The sequence below is a fragment of the Ruegeria sp. SCP11 genome (assembly GCF_040329455.1).
In the GTDB taxonomy this organism is placed as follows: Bacteria; Pseudomonadota; Alphaproteobacteria; order Rhodobacterales; family Rhodobacteraceae; genus Ruegeria; species Ruegeria atlantica_E.
Genome location: NZ_JBDZYG010000007.1, coordinates 166,299 through 190,505 on the forward strand (window position 1 = coordinate 166,299; position 24,207 = coordinate 190,505).

The window sequence follows — 24,207 nt, forward strand, 5'->3', positions numbered from 1 at the left end:
GCGGCGAGAGTTTTGAACAAAGGAGGCTATCATGGCTCTGGACACCGACAGCGGCATCGCGTCGTACGAGGCACCGGAAAAAGACCTGTATGAGATGGGTGAAATCCCTCCGATGGGATATGTCCCAAAACAGATGTATGCGTGGGCAATCCGGAAGGAGCGCCATGGCGAGCCGGACACGGCCATGCAGCTGGAAGTGGTCGACGTGCCCAAGCTGGACAGCCACGAAGTTCTGGTTCTGGTGATGGCGGCCGGTGTGAACTACAACGGCGTCTGGGCTTCGCTGGGCAAACCGATCAGCCCGTTTGACGGCCACGGTCAGCCATTCCACATCGCCGGGTCCGATGCGTCGGGCATCGTCTGGGCCGTTGGCGATAAGGTGAAGCGTTGGAAAGTGGGCGACGAAGTCGTGATCCACTGCAACCAGGATGACGGTGACGACGAGCACTGCAACGGCGGCGATCCGATGTACTCGCCCAGCCAGCGCATCTGGGGCTATGAAACACCTGATGGGTCATTTGCGCAGTTCACCAATGTTCAGGCTCAGCAGCTGATGCCGCGTCCCAAGCACCTGACTTGGGAAGAAAGCGCCTGCTACACGCTGACGCTGGCCACCGCCTACCGCATGCTGTTCGGCCACGAGCCGCACGATCTGAAGCCCGGCCAGAACGTTCTGGTCTGGGGCGCGTCGGGCGGACTGGGCTCTTATGCAATCCAGCTGATCAACACCGCGGGTGCAAATGCGATCGGTGTGATCTCGGACGAAAGCAAGCGTGACTTTGTCATGAGCCTCGGTGCCAAGGGCGTTCTGAACCGTAAGGACTTTAACTGCTGGGGTCAGCTGCCTACCGTGAACACTCCGGAATATGCCGAGTGGTTTAAAGAGGCCCGCAAGTTCGGCAAAGCCATATGGGACATCACCGGCAAAGGTGTGAACGTCGACATGGTGTTCGAACATCCGGGCGAAAGCACCTTCCCGGTGTCGACCTTCGTGGTGAAAAAGGGCGGTATGGTTGTAATCTGCGCCGGCACCACCGGCTATAACCTGACTTTCGACGTGCGCTATATGTGGATGCACCAAAAGCGCCTGCAGGGTTCGCACTTTGCTCATCTGAAACAAGCTGCGGCTGCAAACCAACTGATGGTCGAGCGCCGTCTGGACCCCTGCATGTCCGAAGTGTTCACGTGGAACGACCTTCCTGAGGCGCATATGAAGATGATGCGCAACGAACACAAGCCGGGCAACATGTCGGTTCTGGTTCAGGCTCCGCGCACCGGAATGCGTACCTTGGAAGAGGTTTTAGACGCTCGCGGTTGAGCCGCATGAAAACTTAGTACTAGCACCCGCGAATCCCTGCGACGGTTCGCGGGTGTTGCTTTTAGGAGTATATCCAAATATTTTCAGCCACTTAGATCTCTTCTGCCCGCGATTTTTGGGGAGTAGAAACCAGTGAATAGGCAAAAAAATACTGCACATGTTATGGTTGTGTTAACCCTTCGTTAACGGTTTCGGAGAGACCCTGATGGCGCAGAATGAGTGGATACTGGACGTGTTGTCGGACCTCAACGCCTTCGCTGTTGAGAACGGTTTGATCGCGCTGGCCGAGCAGTTGGACGACACCAAGCTGATTGCGGCGGCCGAGATCGCGTCCATCAAGGCTGAGGTGCGGACGCCCGGGGATGGGAACAAAACTCAATATGAGCCGGGTCCTGGAGGACTTGGAAAACACCAACACGCTTGACGAATTAAGCAATGTCGCCGTTCGATTGCGTGACCGGCTGAAAGTCGAACACCTCATATACCATTGGGTTGATGGTGCCGGTGATCAGTACGGCTATACGACCTATCCTGACGCCTGGGCTGAGCGTTATCTGGAAAAGAATTATCACAGAATTGATCCTGTTATTCTGGGTTGTTTTCAGCGGTTTCACCCGGTCGACTGGAAAACGCTGGACTGGTCCAGCAAAGTGGCCAAAGCATTTCTTCGTGACGCTCAAAGCCACGGGGTTGGCAATCAGGGCTATTCAATTCCGATCCGAGGGCCGAATGGGCAATTCGCGCTGTTTACGGTCAACCACACCTGTGATGACGAAACGTGGCAGGCTTTCATCGAACGGCACGGGCGAGAACTCATTCTGATCGCTCATTACTTCAATCGTAAAGCGCTGGAGTTCGAAAGGGACCGTCAGCCCGAATCGTCCCGAGGACTGTCGCCGCGCGAAGTAGACGCGATGACCTTGCTCGCGCTGGGCTACAGCCGGGCGCAAGTGGCCCATTCCCTGTCAATCTCTGAACACACGTTGCGAGTCTATATCGAGGGTGCACGCGCCAAGCTTGGGGCGCAGAACACAACCCATGCCATCGCCACAGCGCTCAGCCGAGGATTAATAGTGGTTTAAGAGGCGCGCACCCCCAGAACGGGAAATTAACTATGACTTTGTACCCCCTTCGTTCCTGCACAGGACGACAAGGGGAAAAATGTCATGTTGCGCTATCTGTATGCCGATGAACTGAACAAGTTTCCGGACCTCGCCGAGGGGATGTTCCGAGATCGCGCGGATCAGTTCAAAACCCGACTGGGTTGGGACGTACACGTCAACGAAAAAGGAGAGGAGCGGGATCAGTATGATGACCTGAACCCGCTCTACGTCATTTGGGAAGAAGAGGATGGCAGCCATGGCGGCTCGATGCGTGTCTTGCCAACCACTGGTCCAGTTATGGTTAATGATATCTTCGGCCATTTGACAGGTGGCGAACCTATTTGCAGCCCCTTGATTTGGGAGGTCACGAGGTTCTGTCTGTCTCGCACCGCAAGCCCGCATACGGCAGGATCCATTATGCTGAGCGGTGGCGAGATGATGGAAGGCTTCGGCCTGACGCATATCGCTGGCGTATTTGACGCGCGGATGATTCGAATTTATCGCCTGATCGGATCATCTCCGGTGGTTTTGGGATCGGAAGGGAAGGGGAGAGATCAGATTTCTGTCGGGCTGTGGCCCTATTCGGCCGACGATTGCAACCGTGTGGCCGAACGCGCTGGTATCCCGCGCGAGCTGTCGCGGCTTTGGTTCAAGACGGCATTTGGCATTGGTCGCCAGACTCGGTTCGCCCTGTCGGCCTGACCAGGTGAAAACGCCATTCCCTCTCTGGTGATAGCAGGCGCGGCCCTGTAGGGTCGCGCCATGTCTATACCTCCCGTGACCTTTTCTGACGACCAGGCCGCTGCCTACGACAGCATCTCCGAGATGTTGCGATCTGCTGGCGTAGACTTGGATGACGATGCCCTGCTGAAATTGCCGGGCGCTGGAAAGTCCGGTGTGATGGCGGTGATCGGCAAGGCGGGATCGGGTAAAACTCTGCTTTTGGCCGAACTGTACAAAGCGTTGGCGGAAACCGGTGTTCAGATCGTGTCTGGCGATTTCGAAAGTCGCAAAGCGCGGGAAAAGCGCAGCCTTGCCATACTTGCGCCCACAAACAAGGCTGCCAGCGTGCTGCGCCTGCGCGGCGTTCCGGCGACGACCATTCACCGTATTCTCTACACACCGGTTTATGACCCGGAATACGAACGGATCGCCGAATGGCTGGCCGGCAATGACGAACGTCCCGAGATCGAAGGCCTGACCGATGAAGCGCTGGACCGGGCTGCGGCGTTCTACGAAAACAACAAATCAATCCCCGGCGCACTCGCCGCAGCAGGCCTGCGTGGATCGGATTTCATCACCGGCTGGAAACGTCGGGATGAGCCGCTGGATATTGGGTTTGTGGATGAGGCCTCGATGCTGGACGACCGGCAGTTCGAGGACCTGCAAGAAATCTTTCCAACACTCCTGCTGTTCGGCGACCCGGCCCAGTTGGCGCCTGTCAACCAATCGGGCAGCATGGTGTTTGACGCCTTGCCCGAACCTCGCAAACAGATCCTGCACCGGGTTCATAGGCAGGATGCCGATAACCCGATCCTGGACCTAGCTCACGCGCTGGCTGATCCCCAGATGGGGTTTGAGGACTTCGAACGGCTGGTCGAACAGACTGCGCGGCAAGACGACCGCGTGGTTTGGGGGCAGCGGGTCGAGGTCGACCTTATGGCCCGCAGCCCGGTTCTGGTCTGGCGCAACACCACGCGTATCCGACTGATTCAGGCATTTCGGAATGTCCACGGCGCTCCGGATACTGAGCTGCTGGAAGGCGAGCCTCTGATCTGCGATGGCATCGAGCTGCCGCTGAAGCATCGCAAGAAACGGCTGGACCTTGAGGCGCGCGGGCTGATCAAGGGGGCTCAGGTCATCTACCTGGGACCGGGGCGCAAGCCCGGGTTTTCACGTCTGCACGTGATGGGGGCCGAGGACCCGCAGGTCAGCGCTGCGTCCATCGTCAAGATCGAGAAACCGGATGAGGAAGAGCCCTTCATCCCCTATGCCGCGCGGATGGGAGCGACATTCCTGCACGGCGCGGCGGTGACTATTCACAAGGCGCAAGGCTCGCAATGGGACACGGTACAGGTCTTTGCGCCCGACATCTATGCCGCCGCTCGTATGGGCCGGACCGAGGCGGGGCAACCTTTGTGGAAGCGGTTGGCCTATGTCGCCATTACGCGCGCGCAGGAGCGGCTGATCTGGGTGGTGCGTAACCGGCTGGCCAAGCCCACCCATCCGCTGCGCGTGGACGACCTGCGTTCCGTCCCGGCAGCGTCGCTGACATTGGAGGCTGAAGAGACATGAGTACCATCATCGTAACCGGCGCAAGCTCGGGCATCGGGCGCGCAACGGCTGAGTTGTTTCTGGCCGAGGGCTGGACGGTCGGCCTGTTGGCCCGTAGTGCAGACGTGTTGCACGAGATGGCCTCGGACTACGTAAACGCCATCCCACTCGTCGCGGATGTAACGGATGCCGAGATGGTCCAGTCGGCCTTCCAATCCTTTCAGGACAAGGCTGATCGTCTGGACGTGCTATTCAACAACGCTGGCATCTTCGCTCCGGGCGGCACGATTGACGAGATCTTGCTGGAAGATTGGTACCAAAGCGTCAACGTGAACTTGAATGGCATGTTTCATTGTGCCCGAGAGGCTTTTCGGACTATGCGCCATCAATTCCCGCAAGGTGGCCGGATCATCAACAACGGCTCAATTGCGGCGCATGTGCCGCGACCGAACTCGGTACATTATTCGGCCACGAAACATGCCATCACGGGTCTGACCCGCAGCCTGTCTCTGGACGGGCGGGACTTTGGTATTGCTTGCGGTCAGATCGATATCGGTAATGCGCGCACGCAGATGGTGCAGGGGCTAGTGGACAACGCAAAAGCTGCGGGGCAGACACCCGACCCGACCATGGACGTCGAAGATGCCGCCCGGTCGGTGATGCATATGGCGTCCCTGCCGCCCGAAGCCAACGTTCAATTCATGACCGTGATGGCGACAACCATGCCCTATATTGGGCGCGGATAGGCGTCAGTTCTCGCGCAACAGCCGGAATGCAGTCGACGCGCCCCATCCTGCGGCAATCGCGATGACCAGCGACATCAGCCCGTACCAGACCGGTTGCTGGCGGGAGAGGTTGTAGAGGAACCGCTCCAAGCCCACTTTGCGCACGTCGATGGTGGTTTCGAATTGCGAGACAACGGCCTTGCCCCGGGTGAGGAAGATACGTGCCCTGTAATCGCCTTCGGTCAGGTCGGCGGGCATCTTGATCGACGTGCGGAACAGAGTTTGCTCATCGACCGCTACTGTGTTTTCACGGACCGAATACAGCCCCTCATTTTCGCGGATGCGCACCACGGCCTCTGCGAATTCCTGCGCGCCTTGGATATGCATCTCTGCCCCGACCGAACGGATGGCGCGTTCTATCGAAATTCGATAGCGCAGGTCCTCGGTGTCCGAGAGGATATCGCTCAGCGGCCCGCTGGTGGCAACGGCATAGAAACTGGGGGCAAGGTCGACCAGAACACTGTCGGTGTTAACCCAAATCCCAAGTTTGCGCTCTTTGCGCCGGACCATAACTGGGCTGGACGGTCCAACCACGGCCACGATCACTTCAAGCGGGGGGCCGGAAGGAATTGGTGTTTCCCGTTTTACGGCACCGAAGATCAGGATTTCCGAGCCGTCAAAGGTTGCGGTGATGGCAACGCGATCCTGGCTGAGACCCAGCACAACCTGTTCATCAACAGCGAAGGCCGGAGTGCAGCACAGGACCAGCAGGGCAATCAGGCGTTTCAGCATGATCAATGGCCCCCTTCGCTGCCAAGGGAATACAGCTCGGACGGTTGAATCAGCAGATCCAACGCCAGCTTGCCGCAGACCACGAGAACCAGCGCAGCAAGCAGAACCCGCAATTGCTCGGCTGGCATCCGGGCCCCGATCACCGTACCGATTTGCGCGCCCACCACGCCGCCAACCAGCAGCAGAACGGCGAGAACGATGTCGACCGTATAGTTCGTGGTCGCGTGCAGCATAGTGGTAAAGCCGGTCACGAAGATGATCTGGAACAGCGAGGTGCCAACCACAACCTTGGTCGGCATTCCCAGCAAGTAGATCATGGCGGGTACCATGATGAACCCGCCGCCCACACCCATGATGGCTGATAGAACGCCAACGCACAGCCCGACCATCACCGGCGGAATAACCGAAATATACAAGCCCGAGGTGCGAAAGCGCATCTTGAAGGGCATTGCGTGAACCCAGCCACGCTGACGCCGCTTTGCCGGTGCGCCTCCGCCCTTTTTCGCTTTGCGCAACGCGCGAAGGCTTTCGATGAACATCAGGCTTCCGACAACGCCAAGGAAGACGACGTAGCACAGCGTGACCAGCAGATCGACCTGGCCCAGGCTTTTTAGATAGTTGAACACCACCACCCCAAGCGCAGCGCCCGTCAATCCCCCGATCAACAAGACCGTGCCCATTCGGAGATCGACCGTCCTTCGTCGGAAATGCGCAAGCACGCCGGAAAAAGAAGATGCGACGATCTGGTTGGCTTCGGTTGCAACGGCGACGGCTGGAGGGATGCCGATGAAGAACAGCAGCGGGGTCATCAAAAACCCGCCGCCGACACCGAACATGCCTGAAAGGATGCCGACCATCCCGCCCAACCCCAGCAGCAGAAAGGCGTTGACGGAGACTTCGGCAATAGGAAGGTAAATCTGCATTTTTTGAGTTACCGGGTGAAATCAGACCCACCACGCAGGGTGATGCGGCCTGTCTCAAACCATTGGGATGAGGCTTTAATACGGCGCGCAGGATGCGGCTGTATGGCGAATATCAAGTTGCCCGGTGTGTACCCGGTAAACCGATCTGGCTGAACAGAAAAATGCGCCTTGGGGGCGCAGGCTTCATGTGTATCCCAAACCCCGGCAGGGTTCGATCCGATTTCGGCTATAACAGGACACACGCGCATACCCCTTTAGAGCGGTTGCGGCATGCAAAATCAACTCTGCATGCCGCTCTGCAGCGAACAGGACTGATTTAATCCTAAACTGGACTTATCAGCGTTCTTTCACATAAGGCTCACCACCCGCGCGTGGCGGAATGGCTTTGCCCACGAAACCGGCCAGAATGACCACTGTCAGGATATAGGGCAGGGCGTCCATGACCTGCACCGGAATGACCACGCCGCCCAAGTCGATGTTCTGAAACCGCAACGCGATTGCTTGCAGCAGACCGAACAGCAGACAGGCCCACATCGCGTGCCAAGGCCGCCACTTCGCAAAGATCAATGCGGCCAGCGCAATGAACCCGCGCCCAGCCGTCATCTCTTTGACGAACCCGGCTTGCAGCGCTGTGGCGAGGTAAGCTCCGGCAATCCCGCAGAGCACACCGCAAATGGCGACGGCGGCAAATCGCAGGCCGACGACTGAAACACCCGCCGTGTCCACCGCAGCCGGGTTTTCACCAACTGCCCGCAGTCGCAGGCCGAACCGGGTGCGGTACAAGACCCACCACGTCAACGGGACCATCAGGAAGGCTATGTATACCAGGATCGAATGGCCAGACAGCAGTTCGGAGTAGATCGGGCCAATGATCGGTACGCCGCTCAGCGCCTCGGCGAAGGGGAAATTGATCGGCTCAAACCGACCGCCGCCGAACAAGGACGGGGTGCGCCCGCCCTGTTTGAACCAGCTTTGGGCGATCAGCACCGTCAGGCCCGAGGCCAGAAAGTTGATCGCAACGCCCGAGATCAGTTGGTTGCCCCGGAAGGTGATCGAGGCCACGCCGTGCAGCGCAGACAGAACCAACGACGCGCCGATCCCCGCCATAAGGCCCAGCCAGACCGAACCCGTCACGGCCGCAATGGCGGCAGAGAAAAAGGCCGAGATCAGCATCTTGCCTTCCAGACCAATGTCGAAAATGCCGGCGCGTTCGGAATACAGCCCGGCCAGACAGGCCAGCAACAACGGCGTGGCCAAGCGGATGGTCGAGTCGAGAACTTGAATGAGTGTAACGAAGAACTCCATCACTGTGCCCCTCTCCGCAGGCTCAGGAACAGCTTCTCAAGCGGCATCCGTACCATGTTGTCCAGCGCGCCGGTGAACAGGATCACCAGCGCCTGGATCACCACGATCAGTTCACGCGGGATTGAGGTCCACAGCGCCAGCTCGGCACCACCCTGATAGAGGAAGCCGAATAGAAGCGCTGCAAGGAACACACCGAAGGGGTGCGAGCGGCCCATCAGAGCCACAGCGATGCCGATAAAGCCCGCGCCCTCGGTTGAGTTGAGAACCAGCCTTTCTGCCTCGCCCATCACGTTGTTGATGGCCATCAGACCGGCCAGCGCGCCTGAGATCAGCATGGCGACGATGGTGATCCGCACAGGCGAAATCCCGGCATAGACGGCCCCGGTTTCCGAATGCCCATAGGCGCGGATTTCATAACCCAGGCGCGTGCGCCAGATCAGCGCCCAGACAACGACACAGGCTAGAACCGCCATAAAGAACGAGATATTTGCAGGCGCACCCCGGAAAACCACGTTTTCAGCGGTCGAGAACATGGACTGGAAGGTCGGCAGGTGTACAGCCTCAGGGAAACGTGCGGTCGCTGGGTCTTGCGAGCCCTGCGGGCGCATCACGTTAACCAGCATATAGTTGAGGAAGGCGGCTGCGATGAAGTTGAACATGATCGTGGTGATCACGATATGGCTGCCGCGCTTGGCCTGCAGATAGGCCGGGATCGCAGCCCATGCGGCGCCGAACAGGGCCGCAGCAAGCCCGGCACCCAGCAAGGCAATGCTCCAATGCGGCCAGGGGATGTAGAGGCAGATCATGGCAACGCCAAGCCCGCCCAGCATGGCCTGACCTTCACCGCCGATGTTGAACAGCCGCGCGTGGAAGGCCACCGCCACCGCCAGCCCGGTGAACATGAAGTTGGTCGCGTAATAGAGCGTGTAGCCCCAGCCATAGGTTGACCCCAACGCGCCGGTCACCATCAGGTTCACGGCCTCGACCGGGTTCTCACCGATGGCGAGGATCACCAGTGCGGAAAGGATAGTGGCCAACAACAGGCTGATCAGCGGGATCAGCACCACGTCAGCCCATTTGGGCATTTTGTCCATCTTACGCGGCCTCTCCCGCAACACCGGCCATCAGCAGGCCCAGTTCTTTTTCATCCGTCTCATGGGGCAGGCGTTCGCCCATGATATGTCCGTCAAACATCACCGCGATCCGATCAGACAACGAGAAGATTTCTTCCAACTCGACCGAGACCAGCAGGATCGCCTTTCCCTGATCGCGCAGAGCGACGATCTGTTTGTGAATGAACTCGATCGCGCCGATATCCACACCACGGGTTGGCTGACCGACCAGCAACAGGTCGGGGTTCCTCTCGATCTCTCTCGCGACGACGATCTTCTGCTGGTTCCCGCCCGAGAAGCTTTTGGCGGTGAGCCAACCATTGGGCGGGCGCACGTCGAATTTCTCGATCTTGGCTTCGGTGTCGGCACGCAGGGCGGCGTTGTCCATGAAGATACCGCGCTGATAAGCCGGGTCGCGGTGATAGCCGAAGGCCACGTTTTCCCACGCGTGGAAATCCATGATCAGACCTTCGCGCTGGCGGTCTTCCGGGACGTGGGCAATGTGCTGCGCACGACGGGCCTGTCCGTCTGAGCCCGCGCCGCTCAGCGCCAGAGGCGCGCCGTTCAGCTTGATCGAGCCCTGACCCGGGCGCATTCCGCCCAGAACTTCCAGCAGTTCCGATTGACCATTACCCGCAACACCGGCAATCCCAACGATTTCCCCGGCTCGTACGGTCAGGTCGATACCTTTGACCCGCTCAACGCCTGCGGAATCGAAAACGCGCAGGTTTTCGACGTCAAGAATGGGTTTGCCGGGCTTCGCAGGCACCTTGTCGACCTGCAGCAGTACCTTGCGACCGACCATCAGCTCAGCCAGTTCCTCGGGGCTGGTCTCGGCGGTTTTCACCGTCGCCGTCATCTGACCGCGCCGCATCACAGAAACAGTGTCGGTGTTTTCCATGATCTCGCGCAGTTTATGCGTAATCACGATGATCGTTTTCCCTTCGGCCCGCAGACGGTCGAGGATGCGGAAAAGCTGATCCGCCTCGGCCGGTGTCAGAACGCCGGTGGGTTCATCGAGGATCAGAATCTCGGCCTTGCGGTACAGCGCCTTCAGGATCTCGACCCGCTGCTGCATCCCTACGCCGATCTCGTCGATGCGTTTGTCGGGGTCAACGAACAGTTCGTATTCTTCTTCCAGTTCTTTCAACTCTTTGCGGGCCTTGGCCAGAGACGGGGCCAGCAGCCCGCCATCCTCGGCGCCCAGAACGATGTTTTCCAGAACGGTGAAATTCTCAACCAGTTTGAAATGCTGGAACACCATCCCGATGCCGGCCGCAATCGCCGCCTGACTGTCAGGAATGTCGGTCTTGGTGCCGTTGATCCAAATCTCACCTTTATCGGCTTTGTAAAAACCGTAGAGAATGCTCATCAGCGTGGATTTGCCCGCACCGTTTTCACCGATGATCCCGTGGATCGTGCCGGGGGCGACGCTGATGGAAATGTCTTTGTTGGCCTGAACCGGCCCAAAGGCTTTGGAAATCCCTTTGAGCTCAATGGCGGGGACGGTCATGTCTTGTCCTCAGATTGCCGAAGGGCCGCGCGGATCGCGGCAGAGTGGATGCGAGGCGGAGGTCAAACCTCCGCCCCGCGCGATATCAGAACTGCAGTGCCGGGCAGCTGTCGTTCTCGTAATAGCTGACAACGCTGACGTTGCCGTCGATGATGTCCTGACGGGCTTTTTCAACGGCCGCTTTCATCTCATCCGAGACCAGTTCAGCGTTGTTTTCGTCCATTGCGACGCCAACACCGTCTTCGGCCAGACCCATGGCGAAAACACCGGTTTCCAGCTCGTCGCCCGCGTTCATCGCGTCATAGACGGCGACATCAACGCGTTTCAGCATTGAGGTCAGAACCTTGCCCGGGTGCAGGTGGTTCTGGTTGCTGTCTACGCCGATCGACAGGATGCCTTCGTCGGCTGCGGTTTGCAAAACACCAACGCCGGTACCGCCAGCAGCCGCATAAACCACATCAGCGCCCTGGCTGATCTGCGCCTTGGTCAACTCGGAGCCCTTAACCGGGTCGTTCCATGCGGCCGGGGTGGTACCAGTCATGTTTGCAACCACGTTGATATCCGGATTCACAGCCTTGGCACCTTGCGCATAGCCGCAGCCGAAGTGACGGATCAGCGGAACATCCATACCACCGATGAAACCGATAGTGCCGGATTCCGAGGCCATGGCGGCCATCATGCCAACCAGATACGAGCCTTCATGCTCGGCAAAGCCCACCTGGCGCAGGTTCGGCGCGTCCAGCCAGTTCACATCGACGACGACGAATTTCGTGTCGGGGTAATCAGCCACAACCGTGCTAAGCGGATCGGCCATTGCGAAACCCATGGTGATGATCGGGCTCAGGCCAGCTTCGGCAAAGCGGCGCAGGGCCTGCTCGCGCTGGGCTTCGGACTGAAGTTCGATCTCACGGTAGGTGCCGCCGGTTTCCTCGGCCCAACGCGACGCGCCGTTATGTGCGGCTTCGTTGAAGGATTTGTCGAACTTACCGCCCAGATCGAAGATCAGGGCCGGTTCGGCCAGGGCCGCACCTGCGGTCAGCGCGACGGCTGCGGCAGCGCCCATCAAGGATTTCATCAGGGTCATTTCATACTCCCGTTTGTTTTTTTCGGTCGGGGCCAAGATAGTCCCGTTTACCCACTGCGAGCGAGCATAACTGTTGTGATGGCGGGAATTAAGGGCGTTTGCAACCGGTGCGGTCAACAGATTATTGACCAATTGGTCGAAAAAATACGGGAATGGTGCTTAGATCGGGTCGCAGGCCATAACTATAGCGTCAATTTTCCCTGTTTTTTCGCGCGGATAGTAACCTCTGCGCCGGCCGCAGGGCACATATCCACAGCGCCCGTACAGAGCGATGGCCGGGTGATTGTCTTCCGCAACGTCCAGAAAGGCGCAGGTGGCGCCTAAACTTTTTGCTTTTGCCTGCCAGTCCTGCATGCAGCACAGGGCCAAGCCCTTGCGCTGATAGTCGGGATGTGTGGCAATTGTCAGCAATTCAGCCTCGTCCGCAATGACCGTAAACAGAGCGAAAGACTTAGCGTTGCCAATGACATGTGTGAACCGGTTGTTCAGAAGGTCGGCAAATTCCGCGGCCGTCCAAGGGCGCGACTGGGTGAAGGCCGCCGCGTGGGTATGGGCCAGAACCTGCGGGGTCATTCGTCCAGCAAAACCGGTGGGGTGTCTTTCGACGGGGCCGCGTCGGCGGGCCGCACGTAAAGAGGGGCCGGGGGTTCGGTCACGGTGGACCATCTTTGGGACGTCAGCCGGGCAATGGCGCGGACCTGTAGATCGGGGTCGTCATTCAGGATCAGAGGCCCGAGTGATTCTGCCTGTTTCTGCTCCATAAGGGCGGGTTCTTGGTCCTTCAGGGCGACATAGACCTGTTCGCGCGGGGCGCGGATGGCAGGAAACCCCTCCCCAGCTTCAGCCAACGCATCGAACCCCGAAATGCCTACGGCTGGTGTGTTAAGCCCAAGTGCCAGCCCCCGTGCGGCGGAAACCGAGATGCGGATGCCAGTGAAATTTCCCGGCCCGATGCCAACTCCGATCGCCGTGAGATCGCGCCAGGTACAGTCAGCCTCGGCCAGAACCTCTTCCAGCAATGGCATGAGCCGCTCGGCCTGACCGCGTGACATGGGTTCGACACGCGATGCGATAATGCTATCACCCCGCAACAAAGCGGCCGCGCAATGCGCGGCCGATGTGTCAAACGCCAGAATGATTGAGTCAGACGGCAACAGGGCGAACCTCGGTCACTTCGGGGATGTAGTGACGCAGCAGGTTCTCGATCCCCATTTTAAGCGTCAGTGTCGAGGAGGGGCAGCCCGCACAGGCACCCTGCATGTGCAGGTAGACGACACCGCGGTCAAACCCGTGGAAGGTAATGTCACCACCGTCCTGAGCCACCGCCGGGCGCACTCGTGAGTCCAGCAGGTCTTTGATTTGATTAACAACTTCGGCGTCTTCGCCGAAGTGTTCTGCGTGACCGGAGGCGTCAACGGCATCTTCGCCCAATACGGGTTGGCCTGACTGGAAATGCTCCATCACGGCACCCAGGATCGCGGGTTTGATGTGGTCCCACTGAACGTCGTCCGATTTGGTCACGGTCACGAAGTCATTGCCAAAGAAAACGCCGGTAACTCCGCTCACCGCGAAAATCCGTTTGGCAAGGGGCGATTTCTCACCCGCTTCCGCCGATGGGAAGTCTGCAGTGCCAGCCTCGAGCACGGTTTGACCGGGCAGGAATTTCAGCGTTGCAGGGTTCGGCGTGGATTCGGTTTGAATGAACATGGAACGGCTCCGTATCAGTTGTTCCTGATATGCGGGTCCAGACCGGGGAAGTCAAGATTTGGAACGATTCTAAATTTCGGCCACCAGTTGCATTGCATCATCCAAACGGTCGTCACCCCAGAACAGTTCATCGCCCACCAGAAAACTGGGCGCGCCGAAAATCCCCTTGGTCTGTGCGATTTGCGTCTGTTCCATGAGGGCGGCCTTGATCGCGGGATCGTGGCATCGGGCAAGTGTTTCGGCAGGGAGGCTGGCCTGTGACAGGCAATTAACCAGCACCTGATCGTCCGAGATGTTCTGTCCATCGACAAATTGGGCGGCGTAGACGGCGCGGACAAACGCCGCCCGTTGAGGGTGCGCTTCGATCGTCAGGACCAGTCGCGCAGCCTTCAATCCGTTTTGCGGAAAGGGATCAGGCCGCGAGAACTGTAAACCGCGTTGGGCCGACAACCGTTCCATATCGCGCCACATGTAACGTCCTTTGGCCGGGTGGATGTTGAACGGTGAATTATCCCAGCCTTGCGCGGCGAAAATCGGGCCGAGAAGAAAAGGGTGCCATTCAACAGCTACCCCATTCTGCGCCGCCAGATCTTCGATCCGCATGGCGCTGAGGTAGGAATAGGTCGACGCGAATTCGAACCAGAACTGGATGCTGCGCGTCATGGTCAGGCCTCAGGTAATCTCTTCCAGCTTTTCCTTACTCAGGTCACCGGGAACAATGGTGATCGGAATCGGTAGACTGCCCGAGTTCTTGGTCAGTTGCGTCACCAGCGGACCAGGGCCTTTCTTTTCGACACCCGCGCCGAGTACAAGAACTCCGATTTCGGGGTCGGATTGAACATGTTCGATGATTTGCGGAACCGGGTCGCCTTCGCGAATGGCCAATTCAGGATCGATGCCCTGCTTGTCGCGCATCCATTTGGCGAAAACCTCGTAATGGGCGTGGATGCGTTCACGCGCCTCCTCGCGCATCACTTCGGCCACACCGATCCAGTGGTTGAACTCGTCCGGCGGGATGACCGACAGGATTGTGACGCCGCCTCCGGTATGGGCTGCGCGCATGGCGGCAAAGCGCATCGCGTTCAGGCATTCGCGACTGTCATCCAGAACGACCAGGAATTTGCGCATGAAGTGTCCTCATTCAATTTAGGCGATCATGCCCGACCAATTGCGTGCTGGCAACCAGAGCCTAACGGGTGCTGGCAGCCCAGTCCCAATATAGTTCGCGTGCACGGCGAGCGATTGGGCCGACCTGATATTGGGTATCTTCCAACGCAGTTACGGGGGTGATCTTGCTCATGTTGCCTGTCATGAAGACTTCGTCGGCCTTGTGGAAATCGTCAAAGCTGAGAATGGCTTCGTGTACTGTGACACCATCAGCGCGCAAGTTTTCTATATGGCGCGCGCGGGTGATGCCGGCCAGAAAGGTGCCGTTGGGGGTAGGGGTGAAAACCTCTCCGTCGCGGACCATGAAGATGTTGGCAGTTGCGGTTTCCGCCACATGGCCCAGAGCGTCGGCGACCAGAGCGTTGGAAAATCCTTTCGAGCGGACCTCCTGCAACATCCGCGCGTTATTGGGGTAAAGGCATCCGGCCTTGGCATTCACTACTGCCGATTCCAAAACCGGTCGGCGGAACCGGGTGTATCCCAAAGTGGCCGAGGCCGTTTCGGGCGCCATAGGAATTTCTTCGAGGCAGATCGCAAATCCGGTGCTGTTTTCCCGCGGAATGATGGCCGTCGTGTCGCCGTCAATGCCCCAATACATCGGGCGTATATAGACCGCAGAGTCCGGGCCGTACGCGCCCAGTCCCTCGCGGACGATCTCGACCATCTCTTCAGTTGTTACGCTGGGCGTCAGCATCAATGCTTCGGCAGATCGGTTCACGCGGGCGCAATGCGCCTCCAGATCTGGGGCCAGGCCGTCGAAATACCGGGCGCCGTCAAAGACCGAGGAACCCAGCCAAGACCCGTGGTCGGCGGCACGCATGATCGGCGCGTCTCCGTCATGCCACTGACCCTCGAAATAGGTGCGGATATTCTTGCCGACTGCCATGACGCCCTCCCAAGCTTTTGCGCAAACCTAGGAAGGCGCCACGGTAAGGTCCAGAGCAATTAGCCTTGTTTTGCGCCAACCATCCCCACGATTTCGTAGGTCTGCTGCAGGATCGGGGTCGCAATGGCGCGGGCCTTTTCTGCTCCCTTAGCGAGAATTCTGTCAATCTCGGCCTCTTCACCCATCAGACGAGCCATTTCGGACGAGATCGGCGACAGTTTCGAGACCGCAAGCTCTGCCAACATCGGCTTGAACTCACCGAATTGCTTGCCGCCAAATTCGGTCAGAACCTGTTCAGCAGTCTGGTCGCTGAGGGCTGCATAGATATTCACCAGGTTGCGCGCCTCGGGGCGTTCGTCCAATCCGTCCAGTTCCGAGGGCAAGGCTTCCGGGTCCGTCTTAGCCTTGCGAATCTTCTTGGCGATCGTGTCAGCGTCATCAGTCATGTTGATGCGGCTCATGTCCGAGGGATCGGACTTGGACATCTTCTTCGACCCGTCGCGCAGGCTCATGACGCGGGTCGCGGCCCCTTCGATTACGGGTTCGGTGATCGGAAAGAAGTCGACACCGTAATCGTGGTTGAACTTGATGGCGATGTCGCGGGTCAGTTCCAGGTGCTGTTTCTGGTCGTCCCCAACCGGAACATGGGTCGCGTGATAAATCAGAATGTCGGCGGCCATTAGTGACGGATAAGCAAACAGTCCCAGCGAGGCGTTCTGCTGGTTCTTGCCGGCCTTGTCCTTCCACTGGGTCATCCGCTGCATCCAACCCATGCGGGCGACGCAGTTGAATATCCACGCCAATTGGGCATGCTCGGGCACCTGGCTTTGGTTGAACAGGATCGACTTTTCAGGATCAAGTCCGGCGGCGATAAAGCCCGCGCAGAGTTCGCGTGTCGAATGCGCCAGTTCCTTGGGGTCCTGCCAGACAGTGATCGCGTGCAGATCGACCATGCAATAGATGGTCTCCATATCCGGCTGCTGCATATCCACAAACCGCTTGAGCGCACCCAGATAGTTGCCAAGGTGCAGGTTTCCCGACGGCTGGATGCCGGAAAACACGCGTGGTGTGAACTGGGTCTCGGTCATCGAAGGGAACTCCCGTCTGGAAAAATCAGCCCCCGTCGCTTACCCATGAGGCCAAGGGACGTCAACAGCCGCGAAAGGCCAGCCCAATGAGCAGTGAGCATTACACACCCGCCGTGAACCCTTTACCCCCCGTCGTGGTGGCTTTGGTCTTGTTCATCATCGGGGTGGAACTGGCCTTTACCCTGGGCACACGCGGTTTGATCGGAGGCCCGGCTGCGGTGGGCTGGCGGCTGGATGCGCTGCAGAGCTATTCTTTCTCGCCCGATATCTTCGACTGGATGGTTGAGAATGGGCGCTGGCCGTTCGAGCATGTGATCCGGTTCGTGACCTACCCGTTCGTCTCGGGCAGTTTCACGCAAGCCGTATTTGTCTGCGTCTTCGTATTGGCAATGGGTAAAATGGTGGCCGAAGTCTTTGGCGGATTCCAGATGTTGCTGATCTTTGTGCTGTCTGGTGTGGGAGGGGCGCTGGCTTACGCGTTGCTGCTGGATCCCAGCTACCCGCTGGTTGGAGGTTTCCCGCCCGTCTACGGCCTGATCGGGGCTTTCACGTGGCTGCTGTGGCGCAAGCTGTCGTTGGTTGGGGAAAACCAGTCTCGGGCGTTCAGCCTTATTGCGGTGCTTATGGGCATCCAACTGGTGTTCGGCTTGCTGTTCGGCGGTACGTCTGACTGGGTGGCCGACCTGGGCGGATTTGCCACCGGGTTCGGCCTGTCCTTCTTTTTGGCACCGGGTGGTTGGGCGCGGATCGTGCGGCACATCCGCCGCGACTGATCACGACCGGCGCAGAGCCTTTTTGAACTCCGAGATCTCAAACGCGCCGAACAGGTGGCCTAAGAAGAAATAGGTAGCTGCCGCGACCTTGATCAGAATGATTAAAGCCAGATAACGCCATCCCGACAGTTCGAAAGCCCAGCCGAAAAGATGAATGGCCGCATACAGGACGACGCCCATCCCAAGCGATGCCGCCACGATGCGCCACGCCCGGCGTTTGAAACGATCATCGAACCGGGCCTCTTCTCCCATGCGGCGCGCTCCGAGGATCAGCAGCCCGACCATGGCCCATCCGGCGGCTGAGGCGGCGATGGCAGGGGCAATCCACCCGACCACAGGGTAAAGTCCAAAGGCCAACCCTGCATTCACAATCATTGCGACTACCGCATAGTGAAACGGGGTCCGGGTATCTTCGCGCGCGAAATAGAGCGGTTGCAGCAGTTTTTGCAACATGAAGGCGGGCAATCCAATGCCGTAAACCGCCACGGCCAGAGCCGTCGCCGCAGTGTCCTCGGAGCTGAACTGGCCGCGCTCAAACAGGACCGAAACCAGAGGGTTCGGCAGAATCACAAAGGCTACGGTCGAGGGGATGGTCAGCAGCAGCGTGAACTCTCCGGCGCGGGAAAAGGCATTGCGGGCGCCGTTCTTGTCGCCGGCTCGCAGGCGGCGCGAGAGATCGGGCAGCAGGACAATGCCGACGGCTATGCCGACCACGCCGAGGGGGAGTTGATACAACCGGTCCGCCGCAAACAACCAACTCACCGCTTTTTCGGTTTTCGAGGCCACCAACTGTCCGACCACCAGATTGACTTGCGTCACACCCATGGCCAGAGCAGCGGGTACTGCAATACGCACCATATGGCGCATTTCGGGGCTGAGTTTCGGCAGGCCGGGACGGATGCGAATGCCGGCGCGTTCGGTCGCCACCCAGACCAGCGCCAGTTGTGCGATACCGGCCAGCGGAATGACCGTGATCAGCCAGCGGATCACCTCACCGCCCATGGCTGCTGCAGTAATCAGGGCCGTGCAGGCAAAGATGTTCAGCAATACAGGCGCGGCGGCGGCAGCAGCAAAGCGGCCGGTGGCGTTCAAAACACCGGAAAACAGCGCCGCCAGTGACATGAACAGGATGTAGGGGAAGACAACGTAGCCATAGTCCACTGCCAGATCGAACCGTTCATCGCCATAGAACCCTTCGGCGGTTATCCAGACCAGAGCGGGCATGAATATCATCGCCAGCCCGACCAGCGCCAACACGGCCACGGCCAGCAGGTTGAACGCATCCTGCGCAAAGCCTTCGGCGTTTTCCTCACCCTCCAGCCGTTTTGAGAACATCGGCACGAAGGCCGCATTGAACGCGCCCTCCGCAAAGAAGCGGCGGAACATGTTGGGCAGGCGGAAGGCGGCTACAAAGGCATCCATCACCGGCCCCGGCCCGATATAGGCGGTCAGGAGAATCTCTCGAAGAAACCCCAGAATTCGGCTGGCCAGCGTCCAGAACCCGACCGTGAACAGGCCCGAAAACAAACGGATTTGCTTCATGAGGCCGCGCGCTCGGCGCCTTCGGTGATGGCTTTGCGTAGTTTGGTTTCAAGCGTGCGCTGCTTACTTTCCGAATGGTATTTCAGCCCGAACATGTCCTTAACGTAGAAGGTGTCCACCACCTGCTCGCCATAAGTCGCGATGACTGCGTTGGCAATATAGACGTTGGCAGCGGCAAGCGTCCGGGTCAGATCAAACAGCAAGCCAGGGCGGTCGCGGGTGTCAACCTCGATGATCGTGTAAATCTCGGACCCGTCATTGTCGAAGGTAATGTGAGTCGGCACATTAAAGGCGCGCTCGCGTTTCTTGATCTTGTCACGCGATTTCAACGCGTCGCGGGCCACGACCTCGCCCTTGAGTGTCTTTTGGATCATCTGATTCAGGCGCGGCAGGCGGCTGGCCTCGAACGGGTGGCCTTCGGCGTCCTGTATCCAGAAGGCATCTGTCACATAGCCGTCTTTCGTGGTGTAGCTGCGCGCATCGACCACGTTGGCCCCGACCAGTGCCAGAGCCCCTGCGATCCGCGCGAAAATCCCCGGATGGTCGCCCATCGCAAAACAGGCGCGGGTAGCGTCGCGGTCCTCGTCAGGATGCAGACGGATTTCCATCTCGCCGGGGTCGCCGCTGCGTTCCAGCGCCCTCAGCATCTCGGCAAATTCAACATGGGTCGAGAGGTTCAGACCCTGCCAATATGGAGGATAATGCCGGCCTGTTTCGGTCTTGAGATCGGACTTGGACCAATCTGCCAGTTCTGCGCGCAGGGCCTTCTTGGCCTCGGTGCCGCGATTGGCGCGGTTGAGGTCTTCCATCCCGGTCTCAAGTGCGCGCTTGGTTTCGGCATGCAGGGCGCGCAGCAGGGTGGCTTTCCAGTTGTTCCATGTATCCGGCCCAACGCCTCGGATGTCGCAGACCGTAAGAACAGTCAGCAGGTCCAGTCGCTTGACCGTTTTCACCGCCTTGGCGAAATCCCGTACTGTGCGCGGATCCGATATGTCGCGTTTCTGCGCCATATCCGACATCAACAGGTGATAGCGCACCAGCCATTCCACGGTTTCCGATTCCGCCTTGCTCAGCCCCAGCCGTGGCGCAACCTTACGAGCGATTTGCGCGCCTAGGATCGAGTGATCTTCTGGCCGCCCCTTGGCGATGTCATGCAGCAGCAGCGCCACATACAGCACCTTGCGGTTCACCCCGCCCTTCAGGATCGACGACGCGAGAGGCAGCGATTCAATCAACTCGCCCCGTTCAATCTGGGCAAGATTGACGATGCACTGGATGGTATGCTCGTCCACCGTATAGCTGTGATACATATTGAATTGCATCATCGCCACGATGTGCTCGAACTCGGGTAGGAACGCCGACAATACACCCAGCTCGTTCATCCGGCGCAGAGCGCGTTCGGGATTTCCGTGTTTCAGCATCAGATCCAGAAAGATGCGCCGCGCCTCGCGGTTTTCGCGCATATCCTCGTCAATCAGGTGCAGGTTGGCTGTCACCAATCGCATCGCGTCCGGGTGGATCAGCATGCCGGTGCGCAGACCTTCTTCGAACAAACGCAGCAGGTTTAGCTTGTCGGTCAGGAATGTCTCCGGGTCGGCCACATCCAGACGGCCATGCACCACCTTATAGCCCGCCTTGACCCGCGGGCGGCGGCGAAAGATGCGCTCCAGAATGGCCTCGCCTTTCATGTGCGAGGCTTCCAGCTTGGTCAGGAAGATGCGGGTCAGTTCGCCCACATAGGTCGCTTCGCGGAAATAGCGCTGCATAAAGACCTCGACCGCCCGGCGACCTGCGCGGTCTTCGTAACCCATACGTTCGGCCACCTCGACCTGTAGGTCAAAGGTCAGCTGTTCGGTCGCGCGCCCGGTCACGAGATGCAGGTGCGACCGCACCGCCCAGAGGAAATCTTCAGCCTCGACAAAGGTCTTGAACTCTTCGGGGGTGAACAGGCCCAGCGGCACCAGTTCGGCAACATCCTGAACCCCGTAAATATACTTGGCGATCCAGTACAGCGACTGCAGGTCGCGCAGCCCGCCTTTGCCCTCTTTGACATTGGGCTCGACCATATAGCGCTGGCCCTGCTTTTTGTGACGTTCGTCGCGCTCATGCAGTTTGGCTTCAATGAACTGACGTTCGCTGCCCTTGAACAGGTCAGATTTCAGGCGGCTTTCCAGTTCCTGAGCCAGTTCCGTGTCACCCGCCAGCCAGCGTTGTTCCATCATGGCTGTGCGGATGGTGAAATCCTCGGCACCCAGCCGCAGGCAATCCTTGATCGTGCGCGAGGAATGACCAACCTTCAGACGCAAATCCCACAGGATATAGAGCATGGATTCGATCACGCTCTCGGCCCAGGCGGTGATTTTGTACGGGGTCAGAAACAGCAGATCGACATCTGACGAGGGGGCCATCTCTCCACGCCCGTAGCCTCCCACCGCCATCACCGCGATTTTCTCGCCCTGCGTCGGTGTGGCCAGCGGATGCAGGACTTCGCTTGAGACCTTCATGGCAGTGCAGACCAGCCCGTCTGTCAGGTACGTGTAGGAATGGGTCAATGGCCGCGCGTCGAAGGGGTGTTTGGCAAAGGCATCGGCAATGGCCTGACGCCCAGATTTCTGGGCGTCACGCAGAATGCGCACGGTTTCATTCCTGCGGGTGGCATTGTCCGATGTATTGTCGAAGGCTTCCGACAGCTGCGCCATGACGGCAACGCTGTCGAAAATCTCATCGGCGGGGCAAATCAGCTCACCCTTGGGGGGCAGCGTCAGGCCCGGTCGATCAGAAACCGGCGCCTGTGAAGCTTTGTGGGGCAGGGTCAATCACTACTACCTGTTTATTCTGGATCGTGGCGACAGCCAGACCTCGTTCATTGGTACCGTTTGGACGCAGGCGGAAGATACCGCCAGCACCCTTGAAACCGGCATTTTGCGTCAGCGCCGAGGCGGTCAACGCGTTGGATTTGCCCTGGCTAACCAGTGCAGCGATTGCGGCGATGCCGTCATACGCCAAACTGCTGTTGGGATGGGGGGCTTCACCATAGGTATTGTTGTATCGTTGGCGGTAGGTTTGGGCCTTTGTTTGGTCCGGTAGTGCGAACCAGCCTCCCTGTACCCCTGGCAAATCCAAGGTTTGCTCGGGGATATCCCAGCGTGTCAGGCCGATATATTGCGTGGCGGCCGGGGATACGCCCGCTTCCGGCAGCAGCTGGGAATACAGCGGCAGCGCGCCCGCCGTCGTCGCCGTTAGAAAGATTGAGTCAGCACCCGAAGCGTCAACGGTTGCCTTAATGTTTGGTATAGAGTTGATAACGCCTTGCTGCGACCGGTCATACCCGACCGAGCCTGCGTTATTCACACGGCTGTTGCTGAGCGCGTTTGCTATTGCGGATTGCCCCAACTGACCGGCGGTATCGTTGCTGTGGACGATCACAACGGCGTTCTTGCCTTGGCGACCGGCAAAGTTGACGAGGCGGTTGGCCGTGTTGTCGAACGTATACCCCAGGACAAAGACGTTGCCGCCTGCAATGCTTGTATTGTTTGAGAAGGATAGAACGTTAACACCGCTGTTCAGCACGGCTAGGCCAGCCGAGTTTGTTGCTTGGGAATAGAAGGGTCCAACGATGATTTTGGCCCCGTCGGCGACCGCCCGCTGGGCAACTTCGGCGGCTGTGTTCGAGCTGCCACGTGTATCGTAAACCCGCAGGTCGATCTTAACATTCTGCAGATCAGCCATCGCCAGACGGGCCGCATTCTCGAGGCTGCGTGCCAGCGCTGCATCACCAGCTTGTCCTGATCCTGCGGGCACCAGCAGAGCTACAGGGACCGGTTCTGACGTGTTGATAGACGGCCCGCCACCGATAGTGCCGACGTCACAGGCGGCAAGAAATACTGCGGTTGTCAGAATGGCTGCGGTACGCGCCAGTTTGCGAACGGGCTTGCAAACGGTAAACATCTGAATGAAAACTCCCTGTCCCGGCGGTTTGGGGTACCACCAATCTATTGCGCCGCGATAATAAACGTCACGCTGTGAGGGTCCAGCTTTGAATTTCCAAAAAGTCAGATTGGGCGCTGGCCTGTATTTTGTTGCCACTCCGATCGGGACGGCGCGCGACATCACGCTCAGAGCACTGGATGTGCTGGCTTCGGCGGATATGATCGCCGCGGAAGATACGCGCAGCCTGCGCCGGTTGATGGAGATTCACGGAGTCCCGCTAGAGGGGCGGCGCATTCTGGCCTATCACGATCACAGCGGCGCGGGCGCACGGGGGAAAATCCTTGATGCGCTGGCTGAAAGTAAATCGGTTGCCTATGCGTCTGAGGCCGGAATGCCGTTGATCGCCGATCCGGGCTATGATCTGGGTCGGCAGGCGTCAGAAGCCGGTCATATGGTAACCTGCGCGCCCGGGCCCTCTGCGGCGTTGATGGCACTGACGCTTGCGGGATTGCCGACGGATGCGTTTTTTTTTGCGGGATTTTTGCCCAACGCGTCTGGTGCGCGCCGGACGCGGATCGAAGCGCTGCGGGACATCCCAGGCACGTTGGTGTTCTACGAATCGCCAAAACGCGTGGCGGCGTGCCTGGCTGATTTGGCCGAGGTTATGGGTGGCGACCGCCAGGCAGCATTATGCCGCGAACTGACCAAGAAATTTGAAGAGGTGCGACGCGGGTCCTTGAGCGAATTGGCAGCGGCGTTGCAGGGACAGACGGTCAAGGGTGAGATCGTTTTGCTGGTGGATCGCAGCCATTCGGAATCTGTTAACGAATCCGACGTAGAAGAGGCTTTGAAGCGGGCCTTAGAGAAGCATTCGGTTCGGGACGCGGCGGATTTGGTGTCGGAAATGTACAAGCTGCCGCGCCGTCCGATTTACCAGAAGGCCCTGAAACTGGGAAAGGGGTGAC

At 58.9% G+C, this 24,207-nt stretch carries 24 protein-coding genes; 8 read left to right on the top strand and 16 right to left on the bottom strand.

The genetic code is table 11. The features are described 5' to 3' along the window. Window positions 1-31 precede the first annotated feature (31 nt). From ccrA to ABLN94_RS12850, 6 genes are all read left to right on the top strand, one after another. Window positions 32-1,318, top strand: a complete 1,287-nt coding sequence (gene ccrA / locus ABLN94_RS12825) for a crotonyl-CoA carboxylase/reductase (protein WP_170488741.1) — start codon at window positions 32-34, stop codon at window positions 1,316-1,318. A gap of 205 nt (window positions 1,319-1,523) precedes the next feature. Next, complete coding sequence (locus ABLN94_RS12830; protein ID WP_352992888.1) at window positions 1,524-1,742, top strand: hypothetical protein; 219 nt, start codon at window positions 1,524-1,526, stop codon at window positions 1,740-1,742. After that, window positions 1,681-2,400, top strand: coding sequence for a helix-turn-helix transcriptional regulator (locus ABLN94_RS12835; protein WP_352992890.1), 720 nt, complete (start codon window positions 1,681-1,683; stop codon window positions 2,398-2,400). Before ABLN94_RS12830 ends, ABLN94_RS12835 begins: the two co-directional genes overlap by 62 nt. 84 nt (window positions 2,401-2,484) lie before the next feature. Then, window positions 2,485-3,123: an acyl-homoserine-lactone synthase gene (locus tag ABLN94_RS12840; RefSeq protein ID WP_352992892.1), complete on the top strand. Its 639-nt coding sequence runs from the start codon at window positions 2,485-2,487 to the stop codon at window positions 3,121-3,123. A gap of 60 nt (window positions 3,124-3,183) precedes the next feature. Beyond that, complete coding sequence (locus ABLN94_RS12845) at window positions 3,184-4,716, top strand: ATP-dependent DNA helicase (protein WP_352992894.1); 1,533 nt, start codon at window positions 3,184-3,186, stop codon at window positions 4,714-4,716. Further along, a complete protein-coding gene (locus ABLN94_RS12850; RefSeq protein ID WP_352992896.1) occupies window positions 4,713-5,441 on the top strand; it encodes an SDR family oxidoreductase in 729 nt (242 codons plus the stop codon). The genes ABLN94_RS12845 and ABLN94_RS12850 overlap by 4 nt, the downstream gene beginning before the upstream one ends. A gap of 3 nt (window positions 5,442-5,444) precedes the next feature. Here ABLN94_RS12850 and ABLN94_RS12855 read toward each other — a convergent pair whose 3' ends face one another. The 13 genes from ABLN94_RS12855 to trpS all read right to left on the bottom strand — a co-directional run bounded on the left by ABLN94_RS12855 (window position 5,445) and on the right by trpS (window position 16,997). Further along, entirely contained in the window at window positions 5,445-6,212 is a 768-nt protein-coding gene (locus ABLN94_RS12855) for a TIGR02186 family protein (RefSeq protein ID WP_170488750.1), read from the bottom strand. Between the two features lie 2 nt (window positions 6,213-6,214). Continuing rightward, a complete protein-coding gene (locus ABLN94_RS12860; protein WP_352992898.1) occupies window positions 6,215-7,135 on the bottom strand; it encodes a sulfite exporter TauE/SafE family protein in 921 nt (306 codons plus the stop codon). A gap of 336 nt (window positions 7,136-7,471) precedes the next feature. After that, a complete protein-coding gene (locus tag ABLN94_RS12865; protein ID WP_352992900.1) occupies window positions 7,472-8,440 on the bottom strand; it encodes an ABC transporter permease in 969 nt (322 codons plus the stop codon). Beyond that, on the bottom strand, window positions 8,440-9,534 hold the full coding sequence (locus ABLN94_RS12870) for an ABC transporter permease (protein ID WP_352992902.1): 1,095 nt from the start codon (window positions 9,532-9,534) through the stop codon (window positions 8,440-8,442). Before ABLN94_RS12870 ends, ABLN94_RS12865 begins: the two co-directional genes overlap by 1 nt. Window position 9,535: 1 nt before the next feature. Next, on the bottom strand, window positions 9,536-11,065 hold the full coding sequence (locus ABLN94_RS12875; RefSeq protein WP_352992904.1) for an ABC transporter ATP-binding protein: 1,530 nt from the start codon (window positions 11,063-11,065) through the stop codon (window positions 9,536-9,538). 85 nt (window positions 11,066-11,150) lie between these two features. Further along, window positions 11,151-12,149, bottom strand: a complete 999-nt coding sequence (locus tag ABLN94_RS12880) for a BMP family lipoprotein (protein WP_352992906.1) — start codon at window positions 12,147-12,149, stop codon at window positions 11,151-11,153. Window positions 12,150-12,308: 159 nt separating this feature from the next. Then, on the bottom strand, window positions 12,309-12,722 hold the full coding sequence (locus ABLN94_RS12885; protein WP_352992908.1) for a GNAT family N-acetyltransferase: 414 nt from the start codon (window positions 12,720-12,722) through the stop codon (window positions 12,309-12,311). Beyond that, on the bottom strand, window positions 12,719-13,303 hold the full coding sequence (tsaB, locus tag ABLN94_RS12890) for a tRNA (adenosine(37)-N6)-threonylcarbamoyltransferase complex dimerization subunit type 1 TsaB (protein ID WP_352992910.1): 585 nt from the start codon (window positions 13,301-13,303) through the stop codon (window positions 12,719-12,721). Before tsaB ends, ABLN94_RS12885 begins: the two co-directional genes overlap by 4 nt. Further along, complete coding sequence (locus ABLN94_RS12895) at window positions 13,293-13,856, bottom strand: NifU family protein (RefSeq protein ID WP_170488768.1); 564 nt, start codon at window positions 13,854-13,856, stop codon at window positions 13,293-13,295. Before ABLN94_RS12895 ends, tsaB begins: the two co-directional genes overlap by 11 nt. A 69-nt stretch (window positions 13,857-13,925) precedes the next feature. Continuing rightward, entirely contained in the window at window positions 13,926-14,519 is a 594-nt protein-coding gene (locus ABLN94_RS12900) for a 2-hydroxychromene-2-carboxylate isomerase (protein WP_352992911.1), read from the bottom strand. A 9-nt stretch (window positions 14,520-14,528) separates the two neighbouring features. Then, entirely contained in the window at window positions 14,529-14,984 is a 456-nt protein-coding gene (locus tag ABLN94_RS12905; RefSeq protein ID WP_170488775.1) for a universal stress protein, read from the bottom strand. Window positions 14,985-15,045: 61 nt separating this feature from the next. After that, entirely contained in the window at window positions 15,046-15,909 is an 864-nt protein-coding gene (locus ABLN94_RS12910) for a branched-chain amino acid aminotransferase (RefSeq protein WP_352992914.1), read from the bottom strand. Between the two features lie 59 nt (window positions 15,910-15,968). After that, complete coding sequence (trpS, locus tag ABLN94_RS12915; RefSeq protein WP_170488781.1) at window positions 15,969-16,997, bottom strand: tryptophan--tRNA ligase; 1,029 nt, start codon at window positions 16,995-16,997, stop codon at window positions 15,969-15,971. A gap of 86 nt (window positions 16,998-17,083) precedes the next feature. On the opposite strand from trpS, the gene ABLN94_RS12920 reads away from it, so the two are divergent. Next, on the top strand, window positions 17,084-17,770 hold the full coding sequence (locus ABLN94_RS12920; RefSeq protein ID WP_170488784.1) for a rhomboid family intramembrane serine protease: 687 nt from the start codon (window positions 17,084-17,086) through the stop codon (window positions 17,768-17,770). Here the strand turns inward: ABLN94_RS12920 and murJ are convergent, their stop codons facing one another. The 3 genes from murJ to ABLN94_RS12935 are packed head-to-tail and all read right to left on the bottom strand — an operon-like array spanning window position 17,771 to window position 23,260. Continuing rightward, window positions 17,771-19,312, bottom strand: a complete 1,542-nt coding sequence (gene murJ, locus ABLN94_RS12925; RefSeq protein ID WP_352992916.1) for a murein biosynthesis integral membrane protein MurJ — start codon at window positions 19,310-19,312, stop codon at window positions 17,771-17,773. Continuing rightward, the gene (locus tag ABLN94_RS12930; protein ID WP_352992918.1) at window positions 19,309-22,128 is read right to left on the bottom strand and encodes a [protein-PII] uridylyltransferase; all 2,820 of its coding nucleotides are present in this window, start codon (window positions 22,126-22,128) and stop codon (window positions 19,309-19,311) included. Before ABLN94_RS12930 ends, murJ begins: the two co-directional genes overlap by 4 nt. Then, complete coding sequence (locus ABLN94_RS12935; RefSeq protein WP_352992919.1) at window positions 22,088-23,260, bottom strand: penicillin-binding protein activator; 1,173 nt, start codon at window positions 23,258-23,260, stop codon at window positions 22,088-22,090. Before ABLN94_RS12935 ends, ABLN94_RS12930 begins: the two co-directional genes overlap by 41 nt. A gap of 88 nt (window positions 23,261-23,348) precedes the next feature. Here ABLN94_RS12935 and rsmI point away from each other — a divergent pair, with 88 nt between their 5' ends. Continuing rightward, window positions 23,349-24,206 (top strand): 16S rRNA (cytidine(1402)-2'-O)-methyltransferase, encoded by an 858-nt coding sequence (gene rsmI, locus ABLN94_RS12940; RefSeq protein WP_352992921.1) that lies wholly within the window; start codon window positions 23,349-23,351, stop codon window positions 24,204-24,206. Window position 24,207 lies beyond the last annotated feature (1 nt).